Genomic DNA, 24,467 nt, shown 5'->3' with positions numbered 1-24,467 from the left:
ACTAGGAAAAATATGATCCTCTACAGACAACTTGAACTGTTTTATCCCCAGGGCGGCCGCATCATGTCAACAAGCAAAGTCTATTCTCAATAGAACTAAAATTAATGTCATTAACTCTTGCTTATTGCGAAAATTTTAGGCGATCGCTTTGGGGCTTAAAAAATAATCAAGCGCGAAATCCTGATTTTTTCGTTGGTTTTTAACCTTCGTTGTGATCAAGAGTAATTTAGATGCGTTTGCCCTGGTTTTATCCCTCCGCTATAGTGGATTTTGATGCCGGAAATTATTTCTTGTTCTGTGAGTTCTTCAACTTCTTCAGGGCAGGATAAATCGCGCCAAGGCAAACACTCTTTTATCCAGTCTTTCGCCCACAAAAATTCGTTAGCAGTTAGCTGCTCGACTTGTATTTTCATTTCGCTTCATCCAACTCCACAAAAAATCCTGCGCCTGTATTTGTCACTTTTACCAGCTTGCGATTAACTAATGTTTGTATGACACAGAGACTAAAGCTGATGGCAGATAATCGAGCGCTGCCACCGCAACGGTGGAGGTACTGAAGACATAACTGGGAATGGTCTTTTGGGACTGGGTTAGTTTTTTTAGGCATGATGTCTTTCCTGTTGTGGTTTGTAGGAAGCAAAGCGATGGCAGAAAAAAATAGCCAAGCAGTATTAATGCTTGACTAAAGTATTTTTGAATTTAAAACGTGAATTTTAGTTATTAGAAATTATCAAGATCATCAAATTGATTTGTTGCAGAGTGCTTGTACATTTTGGCTTTATTCATTTGATGTGTGGAAGCTTTAATTACTGGGATTGCAGCTTCCTTAACAGAATCTTTTGCTTGTTGAAATAGAAATTGTGTCGTCCCTTGTGCATCTTCTTCTTTTGGGTCAATTTGTCCCCATAGTGAGCAAGTTAATTCTAAAGATTCGTAGTCACCTAAATTGAACTTACGTGTGTAAGTTACAGCAATAGTCTTGATTTCCATAATTTACCCAAACAATTTTTCAAAATGAAGTGTAGCTTTTTAGCATCTCTTAGAAAGTGACGCTTATAAAATTACAAATGTCGCCAGAAACTCTTGCTGATAGCCTTGAGGCTGACAGTTTTCGGTTCAGATTGCGGCGATTCTTTGATCTGAACAGCTACAGGTTCATTCACTAGCAAAGAATTGAGTAGTTCTTGTTGATAGTCAACATCTACAACTGTTTGGTACACCCTGTAAGGATCAATCTGCATTCCCAATGGTGTTGGGACAATTTTCAGATACTCGTTAAGGGCAAGTATGTAGCTATCACCGAAGTTCCTATTTGCAACAGCCAGGCGTATACTATTTAATAGTTGTATCGCTCGTCTGATATCTGAAATACTGCGTTCGCCATCCATTTGTGGCTGACTTTCTCTGTAGCCCCTAGATTTTTTTTCGGCTACTAGATTGTGAAATTTAGCAACCGCTCTTTGATAACTTCCTAATGTGTGGACTTTGGTTTGTGCCTGATAACCAACACGTCCCCATTGGACTATTAAGTTGCTGCCTTCAGCTTTTGCGCTCCAGAACTTGTTGCTGTTGTTAACAGCGTCAACAAAAACAAGATATGTTTCCATAGTTTTTATGCTGGAATTAGTAAACAGGTGAATATCTAATTTTTAGATATTCACCTGTAATTAGTTATTGAATCGTCAATAATCGGGCATTACCCCAACGTAATTGATGTTGCAAAGCTTCTAAAATTGTTTCAGCATCGTCAACAGTTAGTCCATTTAGCTCAGAACAGAGATTTATTAACACTTTTGGAATACCATCACACAGGAATCTCTCAAAGTCTCCATCTTTCAAAGCTTCTGTAACCAAATAGTTATCAGGAGTACATATTTGTTGCATAAAAACATATTGCGACAAAGTTGTACGTAGCAAGAGTTTCGTTTTTCTGTCCAGTTGTTCTAAATATGCACCATGTTTTTCAACTAACTGGTCGATTTTTTCGGTTTGACCGTAATAAGTTACCAAGTCTGTATTTGCCATTTGATTTACCTTGAAATTAGAAATATCATTGTCAACTGATTGTAGGTTGCAGATTGGAGATTGACCCCATAACTAAAGTTAGGGGCTTGGGATTGATAGATTTTAGATTTACTGATGATTTTAGAAGGTAGATTGTAGATTATCCCCATTAATAAATTAAGGGGCTTGATTTTTCAATCTGCTTTTCTTTAATCTCCAATCTCCAATCTCCAATCTGCAATCTTCTCGGTCAATCCAAGCCAATTCACTCTCTTTTTGGCGTAGCAATTGTCTCTTTTTAACAATGCGATTTCTCTTGAACACAACAGGAGAAATCGCGGACTTTATCAATTCATGTTGCGAAACTTGGCAGTACGCAAAGACGCTTGTTTCGCCCCGATGACGGGACTAGAAGCAGCCCTCGCAGTCTTAGACCAAGCTTGCATTCGCTCAACTGCCGCCGCATCCTGAACAGCAAGCGGGGTAATGGAATGGCTGCAATTCTCTAAATCTCCCAGCGTCACTTGCTGCGGTCGCCCTTCGTCAAACGCCAGCAGTGCCGCTTCTGCTGCTAGAGTTTCTAATTCTGCGCCTGAAAACTTCGCGGTGTTTGCAGCGATCGCTTCCAGATATTCGCCTTCGACCACAATGCCAAAACGCTCCAGGTGAATTTTCAGGATTTGACATCGCTCCGGTTCGGTTGGTAAGTCAACAAAAAAGTTTTCATCAAATCTTCCCTTCCTCTTGAGTTCACTTGGTAGTGCTGACGGGTCGTTGCAGGTAGCTACAACAAACACGCCAGCCGTACACTCACTCATAAATGTGAGCAGATTTCCCAGGATTCGCTGGGAAACTCCACTTGTGTCACCAATCCCCGAAAGTGCTTTTTCTATCTCATCAACCCATAATACGCATGGGGCAATAGCTTCAGCCGTTTTAAGTGCGCGGCGGACATTGCCCTCGGACTCGCCAACGAGTGAGCCTAAAAGGGACGCAATGTCTAGTTGTAGGAGTGGTAAATTCAGTATAGTTGCGATGTTTTTAGCAAGTAAACTTTTACCAACTCCGGGAGGCCCCGCCAACAATACGCCTTTGGGTTGCGGCAGATGCAGCGATCGCGCTTCAATAGTGAACAGTCGCCGCCGCCTCATCAGCCATTCGCGCAGTAAATCGAGTCCGCCAAAGGGGATAGTTGCAGGTTTTCCCAATTCAATTCCCATTTGAGCCAAGAGCCGAGTTTTGTACTCGACTATTAGAGGCGTAACTGTAGCATCAATCAAAATACCATTCCGGCTCAAACGCTCTTTAACGGTCAGTCGCAAGAAATCGCTGACTTCCTCTAACGTCAGTCCCAGGGCTGCCCGTGCAAAGGTTTCTTTTTCTTCATAACTCAGGGACACTCGAAATGTGACATCCTGCTCAGTAGCAGATTCTTCAAGAAAAACCAGATATGACTCGAAATGGTCTTGAATTTGGCCAATGTTCGGTAGTGGCACTTCACAGTAGGGGATGAGCCTTACCAAAGAATCGTGTAGTTCGATGTTTTGACCCAGCAGCACGATCCGTTTTTCTGTAGGTTTGAGTCGGTGGTAAAGGTTTTTCACTCTGGTCAAGATTTCCCAACTCATCTGTGGGGAATTCTTGCCAAGAAATGGGTGTATGTCCCCCAGAATAAACACGCCAACGCCATCAAAGTTATTTATATAGTCGAATACTAACAGCAACGGATCTGTATGAGCAGGTCTTTTGTACTCCGGCACCGACTTAAACACCAGCCCACCATCCGGTGCAATCAGGCATTGCTCCAGGCTGGATACTCCCAGGTTCCAAAAGAAAACTGGACTGTTGAGTTTTTCTTTAGCTTCGGTTGTCAACCACTGAATGATAGTTGCTTCATCGGGGGACAGGACATCAACTGCGGCGATCGGGATTTGTGAATCGAGCGTGGAGAGCAGATTTGAGAGTTTCATGTCAATTATTTCAACTACTTCATTTGTGAAATGGCGAAGCCTTTATGATCAGCAGTTACCAGCCGAGTTAAAACTGGTAACTGATGACTGATTACTGACGCAGGCGTATTTGACTACTATTCGTAGTGCGAAGCTGTGGTGCTGATTCTTCTTTGAAAACGCGATCGCCTACAACCCCAAGTGCCTCCTCAAACGGTTGTGTAGCCGATAAACAACTCAAATCTTTGAACCCCTCCGCTTCCACGCGAACTTCACCTGTAGCGCTGTCGAAATGAATCAGTATTGAACGTTCCATATTTATCTCCGTGCAAATTGTTGAACTTCTTGATGTCCAGCAAAAGTCAGCCGTAGAGTTTGCACACTTCCGTTAGTTGATTCAGCGATCGCACATTCACCAAATTTTTCTTGTAACTCGGCAGCTTTGACACGAACCAAATGCTTACCATAAGCCAGCATTAGTTTATTACTGAAAAAGTCTTGTCCCAACTTAGGAACTGTTTCATAACTATCGTGTATTACCTCGTACACGCCGCTTGACTGATTCCATTTGAAACCTATATCTGCACGGGCTTGAATTGTGCGACCAGACACAATGATTTCTGCGCTTTGACCTTGGGAGCTACCGTAGTATCCTTTTAGTGGCTGTGCTGTTTCGTGAACTTGCGGATTCAGTTTCAAATCTTGTAAAGCTTGTACCAGACATTCACGGTTAACAAGCTTGGTTTTAACGGTTGAGAAGTGTGACATAAGAATTTTGTTCCTATAGTAGAAAGAAGTGCGGTACTCTTTTTGAGATGTATATGCTGCATTTTTCGTTTAAGGTACTTAGTCTTGAGCGATGCACCTTCGCCCAAGACTGTTTTTTACCGGAACTTAAACGACATCACGGTAGCTTTCGATAAGCCCACGTCGTCAGCCGCAAGTGATTGCAGATTGCGCTGTTCATCTAACAACTTGGTGCGGATCTCTTGCATTTTTTGCTGCAATTGACTGCGCGTATCAGAACCAAGATTTTTAGACTCAATCGCTGGATCGTTAACGATAGAGTCCAAGTGCGCCATCATCGCCTCCAAGCTACTGCCAGCCTCCGGTGAAGCGTTTGCTAGTAGCACTTGAACCTTCATCAGATGACGCTCCATTTTCCTTTTAAACTGTATGGGTTTCCTCCCTGGTTCCCAATCAGCCAACTCTTCAAGCAACTGTGCGGCGAGTTGTTCACCGCCAGCTAGAGCAGATTCCCGTAGCCTTTGCTCCAGATTTTGGTCATACTGCTGAATGAACTTGGTAATCTGGTCTAGACATTCGGCTTGCTGCTGGTTCAGTTGTTCGGACAATGCCGGGATAATCACCGGGCGACCAATAATGACTTGCAAATAGTCTTCGAGATCGATCAGAGTCGGGAATGCTCTTAACAAGTTGGCTTTGACTGACTCTTGCTTATCCTGTGCTAATTCCCAAGTGTTAAGTGAGAGAAACTGATCAATCCGCTCTTGATAATCTTCGAGTCCTGATTCATAATCAGCTTTTAATTGATTACGTAAACCAGGGGCAATATTATCCCTAATATTAAGTAGTTGGCTCCAAACAAGTGGAGCCAAATCAATCGGACAAATCCAATCGCCAGTATCCGCAGACATCCACTCTTGAACTGAAGCAATCTCTTGCCTCAATTGGGCAGCAGCTTCATCCAATTTCTTAAATACCTTGATACCCCGCAAACCAACTTCGGAATTAGTAACTTTAACAAGGTCTGATTCAATTTCAGAAACTTCAGCTTGTAGTACATCTGCCCATTTAGGAGCAGCCGATTTTGTACTTTTTTTCAACTGAATACGGAAGCGAATACGGGTTTTATTTAATTGTGAGAAATTGTGGCGCTCGACTACTGCATCAGTTAGGAAATTTGTAGCGATAGGGTTGTCGATTGCTTGTACCATAATTGTTGACCTCAATCATTATTTTTCACTTTCGATTAAGCGAAGCTTTCTTTGTGGTGATTTCTCAAGAGAGCGAATGTCTGTAGTAGCTCTATAGATTACTTTTGTAGAGCTTTTTTGCAGGCGAACAGGTCTTTTAATGACTGGTGGTTTATGTATGGACATGGCTCAAAATAGCTGAAGTTGCTGCGAATTATCCTGTACCACAGGTTTTTCATAAACCATGCCTTCGACTTCATAACAACGAGTCATGAGTTTGTTTCGGTTTAGTCGAAAGCTGGCTTTTTTTCTTTGATTTGGCAGAGGTAGAAACAAATACTGTGGATGTTGGATAGTACCTGCATCGCCTAAGTATCGACAGTTTCGGTTTATTGATTGCTGCGACTAACTGCTTAAGTAATTCTTCCTGGCGCATTAAGGCAGCAAGTAGTTCAGCATTTTCTTGAGGGTTCATTGTTCAATACCAATACATTTCACTTTCACATTGGCGAAGCCGTTGATTACAAATGTATGAAGCGTAGAGCCAATAAAACAGCGCTCTTGATTTCACAAAAGCGCTTTTTATTACTAATTGTTTGCCCTGTACAGATTATTGATGTGAATTAAGTCTTGCTAGCAAATCTTCACGAGATAATTCAAGACAAAGGGGAGTAAATTCTTCTGGTGTTAACTGCAACAAACTATCGACTACTTTTGAAAGTTCTTCATCTACAGAACCAAACCGGAATCTTAACAAGTTTTCTACAACTTGACGGCGTTCAAGTTGTACTCCCTCTTGTACTCCTTGCGCTCTTGCTTCTTCGTAAGCTTGAGTTAAGTTCATGATCAACTCCTGGTCATCTCTGGTTAATTCTGTCTGTGTCATTACACTGATACGCCACCTGTAAATTATTTCTAGTACGTTCCGGCGTACAAGATCGGATGGTGGTAGTGCAATGATTTCACTTACTGCTTGCTTTTGAATTGCTCCCCGTCCCAAAAGCCTCAACCATAGCGTTTCTGAAGTAACTGGTAGTTGGTTAATAGCTACTATTACAATTCTAAAAAGATTAGGCAGAAAGTATATTCCAGTAGTCCAGTTTTCTAGCTCTAATTGTGCGCCAAAACCTTTGAGTAAATCTGGCGAAGCTGATGGTACTAAAATCCATAAACGAGGTAAATCATTATCATCTAAAGTTTTCCCTTCTGCCGATGCATGACAGTTTAAAGTTGAAAAGACACTTAAAAGTTTATGTAGGCAGCTTCGGACTTCTGTTTCACCAATTTGCTCAAAATAAACTTCTATTGAACAATCACTTTGAGCAACTTTAGCAAGTAATCCAAGTGAGTGTCTTTCGGTTTGAATTGTCCCTTTCGGAAAAAACAGAACAATTCCCCGCCTTTCTGAACCGGTTATTACGCCGCTAACTTCTACACTACCTAATGATGAAAGCAAGCCCTCGAGATAATGCTCAACAAACAGACTGTAAAATTTTTGGGTCATTCAAAGGACAAATTGCGAAGGATAGTTTATACCAATACCAAAATCGCTTTCGTTGACTGGGAAAGTATTAGTCTTAATCAAGACTGTCCTAAAGCAGCTTGAAAAACTTGTTCAGCAGTTAAATTTAGCTCTCTTAAAGTAGGTGATTGTATCCGGTCATTTCCTCGAAATTGAGTAACTTGATATTCACCTTCAACTAAAGCATAAACTGATATTGTCGGTTGTTTAGGATTCCCAATAAATCGCTTTCCACCAAGAGCAGCATAGTCAACAATCCAATATTCTGGAATCCCAATTTCCTCGTACTCACCAAATTTAAGGAAATAATCATCACGCCAATTTGTACTTACAATTTCCACGGCTAATGGAATTGATTCTGCTTGAGTAACTGTTGATGCTTTTTTCCAGAGGGGTTCATTGACCAAGTTAGGAAGATTCAATACTAATACATCTGGAATATAACCAGATTTCCTATCAACTGATTTGACTAATACTTGACCAGGAATAGTATAAGCTAGATTAAACCTGCGAATCTCAAAATTGAGTTCTCTAATCAAAAATGCTCTAACTAGCTCATGTTCTCCTGTTGGTTGCATTTCTACTATTACTCCTTTGTATAGTTCATATCTGCCATTTTCTGGTTTCCACTCTAGAAATTCTTCAAAAGTAACTGGTTCTGGTAAAGCTTGAAACATCGTATTATCTCTTCAAATTTGAACTGATGCTGACGGAATGTTTGATCGCGCAAAAATTTTAGATTTGCTTCTATCTTTACATCTAAATAAAGGATCTCGTTCTCAAATTGGTAAGTGGACAGTTTTTCTAATTTCTCCTGTCCACTGTTCAGATTTCTTTAATCTTACGCTACCGCTAACTCTAAGCTAACGTGTAGCAGTTCACTAGTCGCCGGAGCTAGGGCAAAGGATTCAACAGCCTCTTTCACATTCCAATACTGCACTCCATCCCCACAGCCCCAGTAGTAAGTCTTAGGGTCGTTTTCCCATAACTCACCAACGTTTCTGACCTTGAAGACTATTCCCAAGAACTCACCATCTAGATATACATTGTGAGCCGTCTGGAGGTCAGTGCGTCCTACATAGGTCAGTCGATAGCCGTCCACTGGCGTACACAAGTCTTCTGCACGAGTCCCGCGATACCCACAGTTACCGCACCCATGACCTTCGCAGTCTGGACAGATGGCAGCAGGCATATTCCACTTCGGCAAGGTGAAGTCCCATTCAGATGGTGGGGTTAATATTCGAGCCTTGTGAGAGATATAACAACCAGCATGACCGATTACTTTATCAGAATGGTATTGGACGCTCAACGATAGCCAATCACAATCACCTAACAAGCCAATTTTCTCAGAAGCTTGTTTCAATTCCTCATCTTCTTCGTGATTGCACTTTACTGGAGCAGAAAGACTTGCTTTAACGTCTGCAACAGCGCGTTTGAATGGTTCTTTGTGGTATCGAGCATAGCCGTGGGTCATTTTCACCCACACGATATCATCACTGTTGATCCAGATAGTTACTACATCTTCGGGCTTGCACTCTTTTGAATAGTCCGATTGATTGACGATGGTTGCAATGATTTGGCGATCGCGTGTAGTTAGCGGATCTTTTGTTGGCGTAGGGGCTGAAATTTGTGTAATCATTAGAAATTGCCTCTTATTTAATAAGTGAGGGCATAGGGGCGATCGCACAGTTTTCCCGACGGAGCGATCGTCCTATTTTTATTGGTCAGTTTGTTGTGCTTTCAGCACAACACTCTCTCTCAATCTAGAATTGGCGAAGCCTTATATTTAATGCTCTAAGCCAGTGGCTAGAGCTACCAAGCAGGATACACAATGGTCAAGTGACAGGCGGCTTTAACAGTTTTAAAAGCCAAGAGTCATCCTGTTTGGCATTTTTATTAACCGAACCCGTTTTTCCAATGTGTACCCCTCACCTTCTCTGGTTGTGCCAGTGCATCAGCTACCCCTCAATCGGTACTTCCGGTTCTCTTGTCATAGTTCAGTGATAAGCGCTGCTTTATTTTTTTTTGGGAGGCTAGCGCTTGTTTCCTCCTCTATAATCAAATATTATTAAAACCCTGGGTACAAAGTCAACCCTCGGTACAAAAATTTCTAGGAATTTCCATTTTAATAGATGGAATCAAGGCAGATGGGTGTATACCTAGCGTTATGCATAATGCAACTAGAATTCGGGGAGATATAGATTTAGCAACTCCAAGTTCAAGTTTTCTAATAAGTTCTTGGGAGCATTCTACTTGTTGTGCATTTATGCCATCTGCTATTTTTTGGCGGGATGTCTTACCACGCAGTGCTTTCAACTTTTCTCCACACTCCGGTTTCCATAAAATAAGCACCGCCCAGTCTAGCGGAATCATATCCACCTCCATTAAATTCGACGCTTCTTTTTTTGTACCGCCGATTGTATTTTCATACATAATATAGTACTATGGGTTGTAATCAGCAACAATTCAATTTAACTACGTTCACATCGTATAAGGTGTGTGCAAGAGAGCTTTATGCCAAACAAAGAAGGCAGTTAAGATTAAGACTTCGCAAGGAATTGAAGTTTGCGAAGACAAGGCTTGCTGACAACACATAGATTGAAAATGATCGCTAGCCGTCCAAGCAGCTGCGATCGCTTTCTCAAACTCATTTACAAAAAGTGACGCAATTACAATGCTGACACACTTTTGGCGTGATTCAGAAATTAATCAAATGCCCCAGTCTGGGCAGATAGCCAAATACACAATACCAAAAGGGTATGTTAATGCTACCCAAATGGCTATAGCTAACTGTAAACTTTTGTCTGACTACATAAGGCTAAAGTCTACAAAAAACTATTTACAAGCACTTAGGAACGATATGGGAATTCCCATATCGTCTCTAATAATTGAAATTGAAGGGTATGGCAAGGAACAAGGTACTTGGGTTAATAGCGCTAAGAAAAAGGCATCAAGGAAAAATATTTTATTTTTTAAACATACTAATTGCTGCAACACCAGACGCACCAGCATCAAGACATTTTTGATAATTGTTTTCGTTAATTCCCCCAAGAGCAAAAACTTTCATTTGTGTTGATTTGCAAGCTTTAGTGAGCATATCTAGACCAATACCTTTTGCTTCTGGATGAGTTGGGGTCGCAAAAATAGGTGAAAAAAATACATAGTCTAATCCTTCATCCTCTGCCTCTTTTATAGATTTTAATGAGTGACATGATTTTCCAAACAGTATACTATTGCTTTTTGCCTCTGGCATTTTAATTTGGTCTTTTTCTCTAAAATGAAAAGCACTAACTAAAGAAGATTTATAATTTAGAGAAAATGGTAAAATGATTTGCAATTCTTTGTAGGATAGATTCTCAATAATTATATCTATATTTTCTCTATTTGCCTCATATAATCTTATATAACAAGAATCTGCACCGTTGCTGATAGCTCTGTTTACCCATTTAGTAACTTGAGCAGAAATTTTTGATTTGTCAGAATAAATTATTTCGGAATTTTCTCCTGACAACATATCAAATATGGCGATTTTTTTAAAAGGTTTTATTGTTTCTTTCATAGAAGCCTTTTTTCATTTTACAGTAATGGTTGTAGCAGCATTTATCTCATTAGAGATATTAACTCTACCATTTCCCTTATTCTGGTGAAACCAAAGGCAAATGCTCTTAATTGTCAGTTCTCTTGGATAATCAGCTAGTCGGCACGCTCCTCGTAAACCCCAATTGGAACCCAACCAGCTAAATTTATTTTCTGATTTGACCATCACACCAGCACGCAGAGCAGAGACACTAGTAATGAGTCTTGAGGCGCTGTTGAAGTGGAAATCTCAGATTTTTGAATATCAGCAGAAGGTTCAAGAGAACAAACCACCACAGCAGACGGCATTATTTGACCTTACCCCTAAGCACTGCAACCCAGACCAAATTGATCCACTCTTGCTGCGGCTTGTGCCAATGTCGTTTTATAGGATGTCGGCAAACAGCCCAGGTGATGCGTGTCTCTATTTCATCATTGACTCGGCGGCTGGTTTGATTTTGTATGTGGGGGAAACCTGCCGTAGTAACAAGCGATGGCAGGGTATACACGCCTGCAAAGATTACATCGCCAGCTACCAGGATTTACATTATCGCTATGGGTTAAAAACAGCAGTCAACGCCGCATTTTGGTGGGATGCTCCGGTTGATCGACGCACACGGCAAGAGTTAGAGTTGAACCTTATTTTGAAGTGGTGCAGTCCATTTAATAAGGAGAACTGGGAACGGTGGGGCCAGCCTTTTGGGTAGGGTGGCTTACTTATACTTTATGGCGCTACTTTTTCTTTAAACTGTTTTCCAGCAGAAAACGCAGGAACTTTGGTCGCTGGAATGGTCATTGGCTCATTGGTTTTGGGATTACGCCCTTCACGCTCGGCACGTTCGCGTCGCTCGAATGAGCCAAAGCCAATGAGCGTTACCTTTTCACCATTAGCTACAGCTTCGGTAACAACTGACAAAAAAGCACTAATGACTTCATCGGCTTGCTTTTTTGTGACGTTGGCTTTGGCTGCTACAGCATCCACTAGTTCACCTTTGTTCATAAATCACCCTGAAGTATTGCAAATATTGGAAATCTAGCATTACTAGCTTTTATTAGCAAAGAGGTGAAAGGAGTAAAAATCAAGCAACACACGAAAATTAACAATGCACTGCTACTACTGCGCCCTTGCTCTGTTTCCCAGGTTTCCTTTCATCAGCGCTCGATCACAAGCAACCATATTCTCTGGCTTGCAAGGCATCTAGTCAAAGTTACAGTTTCTCAAGTTTTTAGTTCGCTAAAAATAAGTAGTTAAAGAAACAAATGAAAGAAGAAAATTATGTATTGCGATCGCACCCAAGTCGATTGATTAGTAGTCACACAGCAGTGTAACCACCATCTATCAGGTGGAAGCTGCCTGTGACGAAAGAGGCTTGCTCCGACAAGAGGAAGCTAACCATGTCCGCGACTTCCTCGGTTCGTGCAAGGCGACCTAAAGGGTGCAAGTCAGCCATCTGCTTTCGCGCTGACTCTGGTAACTCTTGCATCTGAGATGTATCAACATAACCTGGCCCGATTGCAGTCACCCGGATGCCCTGGTTTGCATATTCCAATGCTGCTGCCTTTGTCAGACCGATAATGCCGTGCTTGGCAGTGACATAGGGAGCAATACCCGCCACTCCGACCGCACCAGCGGCAGATGACATATTCACAATTGCCCCACCACCGCTTTGAATCATTGCCGGAATTTCGTATTTCAGCCCAAAGAAAATGCCGTTAAAATTAGTCGCAATCACACGATGCCACCATTCAATCTCATAATCGGCGGTACTAATCCCATGCGGCCCGGTAAAGCCAGCATTATTGACTGCTAGGTTCAACCCGCCAAATCGCTCCACCGTTTCGGCTACCATTGCCTCCACAGCGCGATGGTCAGACACATCAGTTTCAATAACGTGTGTCCGCTTGCCAGATGAATCCAACCGCCTAGCTACTTCCTGCGCTCCTTCGGCATTGATGTCTGCCAGAACCACCCGCGCACCGTTTTCGTAAAGGTTGAAGGCAATGGCTTCGCCAAGACCTTTAGCTGCACCAGTGACAATAGCTATCTTGTTTGCGAACTTGGTCACTGGCTTATCCCCCAGAGCAAACGCATCTAAATTACTCTTGCTCACGGCCAACCATAAAAACCAAAGGAAAAGTCAGTATTTCTCGTTTGATTTATTTTTCAAGCCTTAAAGCAATGCCTGCGGCGAGCTAGGCTAACGCCTAAGCTGCTATCAATAACTATAGCTTAATGCGATTGTATTTGAGCTTATTAGCAATAAAGCACCCCTATTGATTCTGATGTGACCGCCCTGCTTCAGTTACTGCAAACCAACACTATCTTATTATGGACACTCAACTTCGACAGCAAAAGAAATTATTGGTACAAATGTATTGTAGGCTATGATAAGTTAGTTATACTATGCACCTTTTATGGTTTCGTCGGGATTTACGTTTAACCGATAACGAAATTGTCACACTAGCAACTGATAATGGTGTAACAGTAAAGCCATTCTTCATTATTGACCCTTGGTTTTATACCTGGGCTGATGTCGGAGCTGCTAGAGTCCGCTTCTTGTTTGAGTCATTGGAAAATCTCGACTCAAATCTGCAAAAGTTAGGTAGTCGGCTGTACTTATTTGAAGGTAATTCTACAGACATAGTACAAGCGTTGACTAGGCAGTTAATCATTGCAGGATATAAACCCAAACTTTTCTTTAACCGTGATGTACAGGTAGAGTACGGTGTCAGCCGGGATAAAACTATAATTGATTTTTACAAGCAGTTAAACCTTGACTACCACATTGGACTAAACAACTTTCTGCAATCAACAGAGCAACGTGACGAGTGGTTTAACCAATACTACACCTATCAAAGACAATCCCAGTTTAGTGATACTTTTCGCATCTATAATCCGTCGAAGAATATTGCCGAAAAAGACCCTCAAGGAGACTTTATTTACTACTGGATACCGTCACTAAAGGGCTACAGTTTACCAGAAATTGAACAGGGGAAATACATTGACAATAGTAACTATCCTAGAGCGATTCTAGATTGGTCAAAGACGCGTAAAGTTAATGGCAAAGTTGTTTCTGACTTACGAAAGCAAACCAAACAGCGATTATTAAGCCAAGGTGGAGATGAATACGATAGTGCAATCACTGCTAAAGAAACAGTTGAGAAATACTGGCAGCATAAAGACAGAGAGTATAAAGAATATCAACAAAAGCTTACTGAGGTGCAAGAGTGAAGTATTATCTAGATTTTAAACTAAGCTCCTTTATATATTTATGTTGCGTTTGAACGAAGAAAATGGTTAAAAACCATCTAGAACTTAGAATCCAAAGTTACTTCAAGCTTAGTTCACAACTTGCTGGGTTGGATAATACGCAATTGTGTTCTTTGTTTGACAATAATGAGCCAGGTAAATCAAGTTCAAGTTCGGGGCGAAATCATACCATCGTTCTTGGACAATTCAAAATTTTTGTCAAGCGCATTCCGATTACGGATATCGAATACGAAAACCTATTTTCTACCAAAAACCTGTATGATTTACCAACTTACTTTAACTACGGTGTTGGTTCTATTGGTTTGGGTGTCTTCCGTGAACTTGTGACACACATTAAGACTACTAATTGGATATTAGAAGGAGCGAACGCCACATTTCCCCTAATGTACCATTATCGAATTATTCCGTTCTTTGGGCAATACGAGAATATCGATATGGAAAATCACAAAAGCTTTGTGGAGTATTGGGGTAATAATGCGAGTATCGAGAATTATGTGTTAGATAGAGCGAACGCCAACTATGAATTGGTTCTGTTTTTAGAGTACATACCGTATGTCCTGGAAACATGGTTGCAAGAAAACCCTAGCAAACTTCAGCAACCTCTAAATGAATTATGCACGACGATTACCTTTTTAAGGAGAAAGGGAATTATTCACTTCGATGCACATTTTCGCAACATCCTCACTGACGGTAAGCAGATATATTTGACTGATTTTGGTTTAGTACTTGATAAGAGTTTTTCGTTAACCAAAGATGAAGAATCCTTTTTTATGCATAACCAATTTTACGACTACGGAGAAATTTTACGGAATCTTGGTCATCTTATTCGCTCACAATATGATTTATGCTCTGAGAAAGATAAACGCAGGATAATGGAAAAATATGAGATAAAAGAAGGTTTAAAACCTTATGAAGTGGGATCTATATTACTTGACAGTATTGAGCAGATACACGCTGATGGGATCATGAAGTTAGATGAGTTTTATGTTAATTGCATTGTCAAATATCGCAGCATTATTGCGCTGATGCAAGACTTCTTTGTTGATATGTATAAAAATAACAACAAGGATATAAAATTTCCTCATACAAAATTACAACAAATGCTCAAAGAGACAGGATTTATTTCTGGAGCTGGTGACTTACCCCCGTGACTGTGCAAAAAACTGGCTCACCCCGGCGCATAATTGAACAGCCACAAATTTACTGTGCAGATGAAAACTCAAGAAAACAAACACAACTTCCGTTGGCAGCGTATTGGGTTAGCTATAGCTTTCGGTGCAGTATGTCATACTTACTGGAATTGCTGTTGACAGATGGCGTGTTAGAAACGGATGGTGCGCGAGATTTTTACCCAACAGACAACAGAAAGTCTTTTACGGTGATGATTGCTGGAAATAAAATTATCAGTCAGGTAATTCAATCCCAAGCGATCGCGATCGCACTTTGTCCCAATAGTTGCTGAAAATTGCACTCAGAATTTATCGGGGGAAGCTCATGAACAACCAACCGAATCACAAAAACTTTAGCCCACAAGAAACGCCATGTCATATCTGCGGTTCACAAAATTTTGTTTGGGGTCGTACCGTTGGAGAATCAGTAAGTCAGTGGGTGTATTTCCGTGCTGATGGGGCTGGGTGGGGGGAAGGCGAAAAGCTACGGGCGCGTAAATGTAGAGATTGTAACAATGTTCAACTTTTTTCGTATGATTAGCTGATAAGTAGCCACCAGTGAGTAAGCTGAAAATTAAAGCAATAGCAAGGGGTGCAATACAATTTCCTTTTCACTTTTGGGCACAGAAATACTTAATGTTACAACGCTAAATTAGCCTAAAGTTTTAAATATTTAAAACGAGTTAATCTTAGGACTAGTTGACAACAGGAAATTTTGAAAGAAGTTGCCAGACGGTAACTTTTGCGGAGCATATTTAAGGCCGAGTATGGCACACGCAATCGAAGTGGGCGCAACACAGGACGATATAACCAATAATAAGCTTTTTTTAAGTGATTCCATTTTGAACAGGCTTCTGGATGCACAAAATCTGAAATGTCTACAACTAACCCTCTACCCTGATGCATCATCACATTACGACCGTGGACATCATGAGGGTGGAGTCCGCGACTTCTAGCATAGTCCAAAGCTTTATCGATATCCCGTATTACCTGCTGAGGAATTGGTAAACCTAAGTGCATACAATCGTACAAAGTTGTTCCATAAAGCCGTTTCAAAATTAGAAAGTTATCTTTGGCGTACAAACACTCAGAAAATGCCGGATGAGAACCTAGACGACGGTAGACTTCTACTTCCTCTTCAAAGCCTAGTCGTCCTGGGGCATAAATTTTAACTACACACTCAGGGTAATCGGGGTGAAAAACTACTGCGGCGTAATTTCCTTTGCCAAGCAGCCGCCAGGGTTGTGGAAGATAGCCGACCTGAATGGGATTACGGGGATTAACACTTTCAATTTGTAATCTAGGCAGTAGTTCCTGATAAATGCTTCTGACTAACTGTTCTGGGAGCAATTTGTCCATACCAGATAAGTTTCTGACACCAAAGAACAAGATAAACTACTTGATTTATCTCAACTATTACGGCAACAGTTGGAATTGAGCTTAATTTTGAAATGGCAATCCCTATATTGTGACAACAGAGCTAGCAACATGAAGCCATCGTGGAAAACTACCATCTCTGAATATAATTAACTTTATCAAGAACTACCTGTCTACGCCTATGAGTAGCCTGACGTTTTCTCCTGCTTATAAGCTTGCGCGAATGATTCGCGATCGCGAAGTTTCTGCCGTTGAAATTCTCAATGCTTACTTGACTCAAATCGCTAAATACAACTCGAAGTTGAATGCCATTTGCACGCTGGATGAGGAAAATGCTTATCTTAGGGCTAGGCTGGCTGATGAGGCTTTAGCTAAAGGCGAAAACTGGGGTGCTTTACATGGGGTTCCCATCACGATTAAAGACATTTTTGAAACCGCAGGGTTGCTCACCACCGCAGGCTATATTCCTCTCAAAGACTATGTACCTCAACAAGATGCCACCGTCGTTGCCAGACTTCGGACAGCAGGAGCAGTCATCCTGGGAAAAACAAACATGGCGGAACTGGCTGGCGATTATCAAAGTACGAATTCCCTCTTTCCACGAGTCAATAATCCTTGGAATCTTGACTACACTGCTGGCGGAAGTTCTGGGGGGAGCGCTGCGGCTGTTGCAGCAGGGCTATCGCCATTGGATTTAGGCAACGATCTTGCGGGTTCAGTGCGTCAGCCTGCTCACTTCTGCGGCGTGTATGCTTTGAAGCCTACGGATCGCCGCATTTCTACAGCAGGGCAAATTCCTGAAGTACCTGGAATGCCTGTATGTATTCGGCAGATGATGACCGTGGGTTGTTTTGCGCGATCGCTCGAAGATATTAGGCTGTGCTTCTCATTAATTGCAGGCTCTGATATTCGCCGTCCTGATGTGCCGCCAATTCCCTTCGATACACCTTCTGGTAAGTCTTTGCAGAATCTCAAAATTGCTTGGATCGATGAGTGGGTTGAGGTTCCTGTCGCGTCCGAAATTCGATCTGCAATGGCTGCAATCGCGCAGACTTTATCTCAAGCAGGTGTCCAAATTGAACGCTGGCTTCCAAAAGACTTTGACTTATCAAAAACACTGAACCTTTACGGGCGGATGGCTGCTTATATCAACGTCTATGCTCAACCAGTAAATCGATATAATTTGCGTCGCAGTTGGCAGCAGATTTTTCACACTGCTACTCAAGGCGACAAAAAACTCCGTAAATTAGGGGATTTCAGCCGTCTTTTACCGGAGCTATTAAACCCACGTTTGAAAGGATATTTTGAGGCACTCACCCAGCGCGATCGCTTCACTACTCAAATAGATCAGGCATTAGAACCTTGGGATGTGTGGCTCACTCCTGTTGCTCCAACCCCTGCTTTTACCCATCGTCCGGCTTGGAGTGCTATTGAGATTGATGGCCGCTCCTACCCTCATGCAGTGGCAAACGGAGCTTACACCATGCCATTTAATCTGAGTGGACATCCTGTAGTAGTGATACCCATTGGGCAAACTCACAATGGTCTACCGATTGGAATGCAAGTTGTTGGCAAACGCTGGCGTGAGATGGAGTTATTAGCGATTGCTCAAGAACTCGATCAAGTCATTAATGCTTTCCAAAACCCATCTAAAATTATTTGAATTGATTTTCTTTTCTAAAGTAACTAGTCCTAATTTTCGGCATTTCTACATACTCGAATTTGTGGAATCACAACAAACCAATTCTCCGAAATTTCTCCTGTTATATCATCCCTCTTAGTATGGTCATATAGATATCGGACTGTTACTTCACCAGGCTGAAACTGAAACTGTCCAGGGAAAATACCTTTATTTATAAGAGATTGCGTTCCATCCCGTGATAAACAACCAATTTCTTGATTCTGCCGTGTAAAAATACTCCAACCATTACCGAAAGAATTTATCCTTAATTCGATAGGAGTACTTTCATGCAAACTTTTAATGATGTTCTGCCTTCTTTTAGTCAATTCATAGCCCAGATGTACATCACTGGGAGTTAAATCAAAGTAACGCATCAACCGAGGAAGTTGAGTTTCAGTATAAGCAGTGGTTTTTGAAGTTAAACCAGCTTGCTGTACAAATAAATTATGCTGAGTAGAACAAACAATTAATTCTTCTTTGGCGCGAGTCATAGCAACATAAAAGAGTCGTCGTTTTGATTCCATCTCATTACAATTAGTTTTAAAGCCATCACCTAAAAGTATGACTTTACGGAACTCTAAACCTTTTGAACCATGACAGCTAGTAACTAAGACTGAGTTATCTTCTAGAAAGGATTCACCATTTTCATTAAACTCAAATATAGCAGTCAATATTTCATCAACACTAATAGGTAGTACAATATCTTCAGACCCATAGCCTCGTTCTTTATCTAAATCTCTAGCAATATTTATTAAGATTTTAACAGTAGGTTCTTTTAAGCTACGACCAGTACGTTCAAAAAACGCCTCAAATCTTTTCTGAACTAATTCTTCAGGATTTAAAACTAGAGTATAGTCTTTCTGTAAAGCATTAATTAGTAGACGAGTACAACGATTTTTTAGTAGTGGAATAGTATTATTTTTCAGTGCATAAGTAGATATACTTTCTCTTTCTAAAAGCAAGCGGATAGGACTCAAATCATCCCAACGACTAGCTAAAATAGCGATTTCATGAGGAGCAATCCCTACGTTGACCCAAGATTGAATTTTGTCTTTAACCCATCCTGCTTGTTGTGATAAATTATTGAACTTTAAAGCGGAGACTGCCTCTCCTCTTAATCCTTGGCGTTCAGAGTTAATACGAACTTGCTCTTCTGGAGCCTGTTTGCAGCGTATTAAGTTATTTTGTATAAGACAATTAGCAGTTTCAATAATATTTTCTGTAGAGCGGTAATTTTCGTTAAGTAGTAATCGTTTTGCTTTATACTCTTCTTGGAATTGGAGGATATATCTAGTATCAGCACCTTTAAAATTAAAAATATTTTGGTCATCATCTCCAATAACACAGAGATTAATTTGTACTGACTGTGTTTTATCCTCAGATTGATTTAAGCCAGAAATTGACTTAATTAAACGATATTCTTTCTCAGTGACATCTTGGTATTCATCAACAAATATATATTCTAATTTTCCTAATAATTGAATTCGTCGTGCCTGAGTATCTTCATCTACATCTTCAAATTCTTCGCCTTTTTCAATTAATTCGCAAGCTTCAACCAAAAGCCGATCAAAATTTATTGTCTGAGTTCCTCTGTATTCACCTACCGTCCGTCCCAAAAGTGATAAAGCTAAACCGTGGAAAGTAAAAACCCGAATTCGTGATGCTTGTTCGTCAATCAAATTACGCAACCGCAACCGTAATTCTCTAACTGCATTACGGTTGTAAGCTAAAACAAGAATACGCTTCGGCTCAACTCGCTTAACTTTTACAAGATAAGCAATCCGGTGAACAATAGTTCTTGTTTTACCAGAACCAGGGCCTGCGATTACTGCCATTGTTGGGTCTGAAGCTAAAACAATTTCTTTTTGAGCAGAGTTAAGCGGTTCTAGAATACGGTTATAGTCTCCTGGAAGAATCGGTCTGGTAATCTCTTGTGCCAAAAATTGGTACTTTGAAACGAATTCTTCTTGATTTGTGCCAAAGTAATCACGAACAAATTGCTGACGCTGTTCATCTAACTTTAACTGACCATACTTCACCATGTAATGAGTACGACGAGTTTGTTCATCATAGTGAGCTTCAACTTCAGGGTAACGGCGTTTTACTCTGGAAACACTTGCGTTTTTTATTACACGGACTTTCAGCGACTGTTGAAAGAGATTCAGCCCATCACTTAATCGAACGATTTTTCTCTGGTGGAGCCACAAAAGAATAACTTCTAACTCTTCATTATTCCAGTCAAGTTGGCTTTTTTGGGTAACTTCTTTAGCAAGTTTACCTAATTCGTACTTAAGAGGTAATCTCGCCCCTGTTGTATCTTTCAATGCTTGATATAAAACTTCCAATACTGTAGTTGTGAGAATTTTATGCTCAGGTAAATGCTCTGCAACTTCCATTTCTCCTAAGCGAACCACATCACTAGAAATTCTACTTAACTTTAGCCATTTTTGAGCAACCCAACCTTCCAAAATATCTATGATGTTGGATGCTCTGATTTTTTTACTATTGTCTGGGTCAAGTCGAGAAGCAAGTCCACGCAGATTTATTTGTATTTCATTTTCATTACCAAACAACTCATTAAGCACTTGGAGTAATTGGTCTTCTAACTGGCGAATGCGTTCATGATTATTACGGGCATCTCCTCTTACACCCTTGGTAATCACAAGTGTAATTGGTATTTCAAAAGAACAGACTTCAGCCTTTTGCAGTTCACGGATTCTAGCAGTCAGGTCATGTAAGCTAATTCCAGCTTCATCACTGAGGCGGTCGAGGGGGAACGGTTCATCATTACTATTACAATAAGCTTTCGCAATATGCATTGCCTGAATCAGCCGCTCAAAGTTATCTGCTTCAAACCGGGATAAATCCTTCATCCGGCTGTATTCCTCAAACTGCTCTATAGACTCAGCAAAGGTATTATGACTTAGTTCAAATTCGATAAAGCTTGAAAAGTTCTCGGCTCGTTCTAATAAACCAAATTTTTCTAAGTAATGCAACCCTGCTTTAATCTTAGTATTTTGCTGCTCTGATTCTTCACCAAACTCTTCATCAAAGTCGCCCAGTTGAAAAATTTCATTGGTTGTCACCCAAAACCAATCATCTCTAGCACTGCCAAAAGTGAGATTGCGGATATGTCTGGTTGAGATCAAGACATTTTTTAAATCTTGTTCGCTCAGTTGGTTCAAACTTTGCAAACGAAAAACTGTATCAGCATCTTTTGGATCGAAGAGTAAAGTACAAACTGCTGGCTCTCCATTACGTCCTGCCCGTCCTGCCTCTTGGATGTAACCTTCTAAATTGGCGCTCATGCAATGGTGAATGACAGAGCGTACATCTTTACGGTTGATGCCCATGCCAAAAGCACAAGTTGCAGTAACTACATTCAATTTACCTGATTTGAATTCTTGCAAAACTTGTTGTTTTTGTTCTTTTGCAAGTTTCCCATGATAATATTTAGCTTCAATGTGACTTTGTTTAAGAAGTTCTGCTAACTTTTGGGCATTTTTGCGTGTAGTAGTGTAAATCAGTGTACTACCACCTAGTTTAAGAGCTTCTTTTACTTGATTCAACAAAACTTGCTCTTTATTCCCTGCTACTGGAATCACATTAAAAGTTAGATTATCTCTTGTTGTTGCCCCATCAATTGTACGATTTATATTTAACTGGTATTGAGCAAATAGCTCTTTAATATCTTCAACAACTGCAACTGTCGCTGTTGCTGTCATTAAAGCTAACAAAGGCATTACAAGCTGCCGCTCTTGATATAATTCATAAATAAATTTAGGAATGTAACGGTAATCTGGACGAAAATCGTGGCCCCATTGACTAACACAGTGAGCCTCATCAATCACCCAAAGAACCGGAGGACGCTGTTCTAACAATGCCCGAATACTCATTGACCGCAATTGCTCAGGGCTGATATACAGCAAACCTTTAGAACCAGAACGCAGTTCTGATAATCGCTGACGACGTTCTGCTGCTGAGAGATTACCATTAATAAAAGTGGCGAAGAAAAACCCAGCTTGTTCTAAATCTGCTACCTGATCCGCCATTAGTGCTTGTAGCGGTGAAATGACCACAGTCAGTGCTTTGTGCCTTTCGTGGAACATGAAAGCTGGTAATTGATAGCATAAAGATTTACCACCGCCAGTAGGCATGAGAACAAGCGGACGCTCATTATTAATAATTGCTTGCACAGCTTCTTCTTGCAAAGGTCGGAAACTGGGAATTTCAAAATATTCCAAGTAAGAGCTGATAGCGAATTCATCTGTACTTAAAGGACGTAAATTCTCAAGTACGACTTGAAAACCATTTAAATGTCTGAGCCAATCACAAAAAACCTGCTTCGATTCATTGGTATTGCACTCATAGTTCCAAGCTAGTAATCCCGCCACACATAATCTTGTCTCAAAATCATAAGTTTGTGGACTAGACCATACCTGTTGCAAATAGGATTGATTTATTCCTTTTAGCATTGTTGCTGGCAGCATTTCTATGGCGGGTTGTTCAATCTTCAAACCAAGGCGATCGCTGAAAAATTGTTGATATGCAAGGTCTGCATCATCGCAACCACAAGTAAGGAGCCAAATATACAGGGCGGCCGCATCATGTCAACAAGCAAAGTCTATTCTCAATAGAACTAAAATTAATGTCATTAACTCTTGCTTATTGCGAAAATTTTAGGCGATCGCTTTGGGGCTTAAAAAATAATCAAGCGCGAAATCCTGATTTTTTCGTTGGTTTTTAACCTTCGTTGTGATCAAGAGTAATTTAGATGCGTTTGCCCTGGCCAAATATATACCTGTTGTACTTCATCAGGCTTTTTAAATAGTGCTTCTAATTGTTGACCAAGTAATAATCGAGTTGCCTGTGGGTCTTCCAGAGGATTATTACTTGAATATTCACTTTGCTTATAGTCTTTATTTAGCTTCTGCGAATGCTGTAGGGGAAAAGCGAGTATTGATAGTTCTAAAGTGTCAATTATATACCAAGAAGATAATTGAGGTTCTTGCTCAATCAGATAAGGGTAATCAAAGCGGCGGAAGTTGTGACCGCATACTGCTAAATTACTATTTTTCAGCTTTCTAATTTCTTCGTAAGCTTGATTGAGATTCTCTTGATAAAAATCTTTTGTTAAATTCAGAGATACCAATCCGATACGGTATATATTATTTTCACTATTAATTTCTAAGTCTAAATAAGCATAAAATAAGTCAATATCTAATAAATCTTGCATGAGAATCCCTGATTAGATTGCTTGAGCGCTATCTCATTTCTAAAAAATTACTAACTCAACTTACCCTGACTTTGTTCAAAGATTTTAGCAACAAGCACTTATTTGTCAATAAGTAGTACAAAAATACTATAAATTTAACTCATGTATGCGTTGCCAATTCTGTTGTGTAATTTGTAGCGTTCGGCTGATGACATTACAATCAAAGTCTTCAAAACAGGGTCTTGTTTTCAGTTTTCCCTGAGCAGTAGCGTTTCTAACACAAAACCTCTCAAACCGAATCTTCACGCTAGATTTCCTACCAATGCCACACATTAGTAGGACTTTCGGCAATAAGAGAGAGAATCGATTGGGGAGGCGATGGATTACGTCCCGTAAGAGCGATGTCTACGACGGGCTGCGCCTACGCTACTTCCTCCATTCCCAGATGTGCCTTCTCAACACACCATCACCAGCAACCATGTTCTGTGGTCTGCCAAGGCATTTGCTTACAATCGCGGATGCTGCCTGTGATTAGATAGTCAAGAGTTACTCGCAGAATACTCTTCCTTTGTATTGTAGGAATCATTAAGCACTATAATTCTTTACCCAGGTTTATAAAGAGTTAAGTGTATCTAAAAGCTCAAACACAGCTTGATAATTGCCTGTTTAATCAGTAAATATACTGTGCCATTTATCTAACTTTCGATTATCCTTGATAAAAGTCATCAAGGAAGCTGTATTGCTATGTATATAACTAACCACTTCA

The 24,467-nt window shown here is 40.6% G+C and carries 27 protein-coding genes; 7 read left to right on the top strand and 20 right to left on the bottom strand.

Annotated features, from left to right (window positions below):
* Positions 1-215: 215 nt before the first annotated feature.
* The 14 genes from ACM0OY_RS23315 to ACM0OY_RS23250 form a co-directional block, all read right to left on the bottom strand.
* On the bottom strand, positions 216-413 hold the full coding sequence (locus ACM0OY_RS23315; protein WP_414571207.1) for a hypothetical protein: 198 nt from the start codon (positions 411-413) through the stop codon (positions 216-218).
* The gene (locus ACM0OY_RS23310; protein ID WP_414571206.1) at positions 410-607 is read right to left on the bottom strand and encodes a hypothetical protein; all 198 of its coding nucleotides are present in this window, start codon (positions 605-607) and stop codon (positions 410-412) included. The genes ACM0OY_RS23315 and ACM0OY_RS23310 overlap by 4 nt, the downstream gene beginning before the upstream one ends.
* 113 nt (positions 608-720) lie before the next feature.
* On the bottom strand, positions 721-990 hold the full coding sequence (locus ACM0OY_RS23305; RefSeq protein WP_094331091.1) for a hypothetical protein: 270 nt from the start codon (positions 988-990) through the stop codon (positions 721-723).
* A 71-nt stretch (positions 991-1,061) separates the two neighbouring features.
* Positions 1,062-1,607: a WGR domain-containing protein gene (locus ACM0OY_RS23300; protein WP_414571205.1), complete on the bottom strand. Its 546-nt coding sequence runs from the start codon at positions 1,605-1,607 to the stop codon at positions 1,062-1,064.
* 64 nt (positions 1,608-1,671) lie between these two features.
* A complete protein-coding gene (locus ACM0OY_RS23295) occupies positions 1,672-2,025 on the bottom strand; it encodes a hypothetical protein (RefSeq protein ID WP_193950295.1) in 354 nt (117 codons plus the stop codon).
* Positions 2,026-2,351: 326 nt separating this feature from the next.
* Positions 2,352-3,974 (bottom strand): AAA family ATPase, encoded by a 1,623-nt coding sequence (locus tag ACM0OY_RS23290; RefSeq protein ID WP_414571204.1) that lies wholly within the window; start codon positions 3,972-3,974, stop codon positions 2,352-2,354.
* A 91-nt stretch (positions 3,975-4,065) separates the two neighbouring features.
* Positions 4,066-4,269: a DUF2997 domain-containing protein gene (locus ACM0OY_RS23285; protein WP_322728785.1), complete on the bottom strand. Its 204-nt coding sequence runs from the start codon at positions 4,267-4,269 to the stop codon at positions 4,066-4,068.
* A gap of 2 nt (positions 4,270-4,271) precedes the next feature.
* Positions 4,272-4,721 carry a DUF1257 domain-containing protein gene (locus ACM0OY_RS23280; RefSeq protein ID WP_292723304.1) on the bottom strand — a complete coding sequence of 150 codons (450 nt, stop codon included), beginning with the start codon at positions 4,719-4,721 and terminating at the stop codon, positions 4,272-4,274.
* Positions 4,722-4,837: 116 nt separating this feature from the next.
* Positions 4,838-5,911 carry a hypothetical protein gene (locus ACM0OY_RS23275; protein ID WP_292723307.1) on the bottom strand — a complete coding sequence of 358 codons (1,074 nt, stop codon included), beginning with the start codon at positions 5,909-5,911 and terminating at the stop codon, positions 4,838-4,840.
* A gap of 235 nt (positions 5,912-6,146) precedes the next feature.
* Complete coding sequence (locus ACM0OY_RS23270; protein WP_414571203.1) at positions 6,147-6,365, bottom strand: hypothetical protein; 219 nt, start codon at positions 6,363-6,365, stop codon at positions 6,147-6,149.
* Positions 6,366-6,500: 135 nt separating this feature from the next.
* Positions 6,501-7,394, bottom strand: coding sequence for a hypothetical protein (locus ACM0OY_RS23265; RefSeq protein WP_414571202.1), 894 nt, complete (start codon positions 7,392-7,394; stop codon positions 6,501-6,503).
* A 77-nt stretch (positions 7,395-7,471) separates the two neighbouring features.
* Positions 7,472-8,089, bottom strand: a complete 618-nt coding sequence (locus tag ACM0OY_RS23260; RefSeq protein ID WP_414571201.1) for a Uma2 family endonuclease — start codon at positions 8,087-8,089, stop codon at positions 7,472-7,474.
* A gap of 164 nt (positions 8,090-8,253) precedes the next feature.
* Positions 8,254-9,051 carry a hypothetical protein gene (locus ACM0OY_RS23255; protein WP_414571200.1) on the bottom strand — a complete coding sequence of 266 codons (798 nt, stop codon included), beginning with the start codon at positions 9,049-9,051 and terminating at the stop codon, positions 8,254-8,256.
* Between the two features lie 449 nt (positions 9,052-9,500).
* Positions 9,501-9,845, bottom strand: coding sequence for a hypothetical protein (locus ACM0OY_RS23250; protein WP_190737561.1), 345 nt, complete (start codon positions 9,843-9,845; stop codon positions 9,501-9,503).
* Between the two features lie 241 nt (positions 9,846-10,086).
* Here ACM0OY_RS23250 and ACM0OY_RS23245 point away from each other — a divergent pair, with 241 nt between their 5' ends.
* The gene (locus tag ACM0OY_RS23245; protein WP_414571199.1) at positions 10,087-10,488 is read left to right on the top strand and encodes a KilA-N domain-containing protein; all 402 of its coding nucleotides are present in this window, start codon (positions 10,087-10,089) and stop codon (positions 10,486-10,488) included.
* Here the strand turns inward: ACM0OY_RS23245 and ACM0OY_RS23240 are convergent.
* Entirely contained in the window at positions 10,378-10,971 is a 594-nt protein-coding gene (locus tag ACM0OY_RS23240; RefSeq protein ID WP_414571198.1) for a thiamine phosphate synthase, read from the bottom strand. The two genes, ACM0OY_RS23245 and ACM0OY_RS23240, sit on opposite strands and share 111 nt — an antisense overlap.
* Before the next feature lie 235 nt (positions 10,972-11,206).
* On the opposite strand from ACM0OY_RS23240, the gene ACM0OY_RS23235 reads away from it, so the two are divergent.
* Positions 11,207-11,695 carry a GIY-YIG nuclease family protein gene (locus tag ACM0OY_RS23235; RefSeq protein ID WP_414571197.1) on the top strand — a complete coding sequence of 163 codons (489 nt, stop codon included), beginning with the start codon at positions 11,207-11,209 and terminating at the stop codon, positions 11,693-11,695.
* A 17-nt stretch (positions 11,696-11,712) separates the two neighbouring features.
* On the opposite strand, the gene ACM0OY_RS23230 is transcribed toward ACM0OY_RS23235, so the two are convergent.
* Both ACM0OY_RS23230 and ACM0OY_RS23225 read right to left on the bottom strand, forming a co-directional pair.
* Entirely contained in the window at positions 11,713-11,988 is a 276-nt protein-coding gene (locus ACM0OY_RS23230) for an HU family DNA-binding protein (RefSeq protein WP_414571196.1), read from the bottom strand.
* A gap of 313 nt (positions 11,989-12,301) precedes the next feature.
* On the bottom strand, positions 12,302-13,054 hold the full coding sequence (locus tag ACM0OY_RS23225) for an SDR family NAD(P)-dependent oxidoreductase (protein WP_414571195.1): 753 nt from the start codon (positions 13,052-13,054) through the stop codon (positions 12,302-12,304).
* A 338-nt stretch (positions 13,055-13,392) separates the two neighbouring features.
* Here ACM0OY_RS23225 and ACM0OY_RS23220 point away from each other — a divergent pair, with 338 nt between their 5' ends.
* The 4 genes from ACM0OY_RS23220 to ACM0OY_RS23205 all read left to right on the top strand — a co-directional run bounded on the left by ACM0OY_RS23220 (position 13,393) and on the right by ACM0OY_RS23205 (position 15,969).
* On the top strand, positions 13,393-14,220 hold the full coding sequence (locus ACM0OY_RS23220) for a deoxyribodipyrimidine photo-lyase (RefSeq protein ID WP_414571194.1): 828 nt from the start codon (positions 13,393-13,395) through the stop codon (positions 14,218-14,220).
* 62 nt (positions 14,221-14,282) lie between these two features.
* On the top strand, positions 14,283-15,410 hold the full coding sequence (locus tag ACM0OY_RS23215) for a hypothetical protein (protein WP_414571193.1): 1,128 nt from the start codon (positions 14,283-14,285) through the stop codon (positions 15,408-15,410).
* Between the two features lie 2 nt (positions 15,411-15,412).
* On the top strand, positions 15,413-15,721 hold the full coding sequence (locus ACM0OY_RS23210; protein ID WP_414571192.1) for a hypothetical protein: 309 nt from the start codon (positions 15,413-15,415) through the stop codon (positions 15,719-15,721).
* 32 nt (positions 15,722-15,753) lie between these two features.
* Entirely contained in the window at positions 15,754-15,969 is a 216-nt protein-coding gene (locus tag ACM0OY_RS23205; protein WP_414571191.1) for a hypothetical protein, read from the top strand.
* A gap of 116 nt (positions 15,970-16,085) precedes the next feature.
* On the opposite strand, the gene ACM0OY_RS23200 is transcribed toward ACM0OY_RS23205, so the two are convergent.
* Complete coding sequence (locus ACM0OY_RS23200) at positions 16,086-16,787, bottom strand: serine/threonine protein kinase (protein ID WP_414571190.1); 702 nt, start codon at positions 16,785-16,787, stop codon at positions 16,086-16,088.
* 199 nt (positions 16,788-16,986) lie between these two features.
* Between ACM0OY_RS23200 and ACM0OY_RS23195 the strand changes: the two genes are divergently transcribed.
* Positions 16,987-18,468: an amidase gene (locus tag ACM0OY_RS23195; protein WP_414571189.1), complete on the top strand. Its 1,482-nt coding sequence runs from the start codon at positions 16,987-16,989 to the stop codon at positions 18,466-18,468.
* Between the two features lie 29 nt (positions 18,469-18,497).
* Here the strand turns inward: ACM0OY_RS23195 and ACM0OY_RS23190 are convergent, their stop codons facing one another.
* Positions 18,498-22,976, bottom strand: coding sequence for a RecQ family ATP-dependent DNA helicase (locus ACM0OY_RS23190; protein WP_414571188.1), 4,479 nt, complete (start codon positions 22,974-22,976; stop codon positions 18,498-18,500).
* A gap of 269 nt (positions 22,977-23,245) precedes the next feature.
* Positions 23,246-23,722, bottom strand: coding sequence for a hypothetical protein (locus ACM0OY_RS23185; RefSeq protein WP_414571187.1), 477 nt, complete (start codon positions 23,720-23,722; stop codon positions 23,246-23,248).
* Positions 23,723-24,467: the final 745 nt, after the last annotated feature.

The organism is Nostoc sp. CCY 9925 (assembly GCF_963920935.1).
In the GTDB taxonomy this organism is placed as follows: Bacteria; Cyanobacteriota; Cyanobacteriia; order Cyanobacteriales; family Nostocaceae; genus Nostoc.
This window is presented reverse-complemented; position numbering and strand designations above follow the sequence as displayed.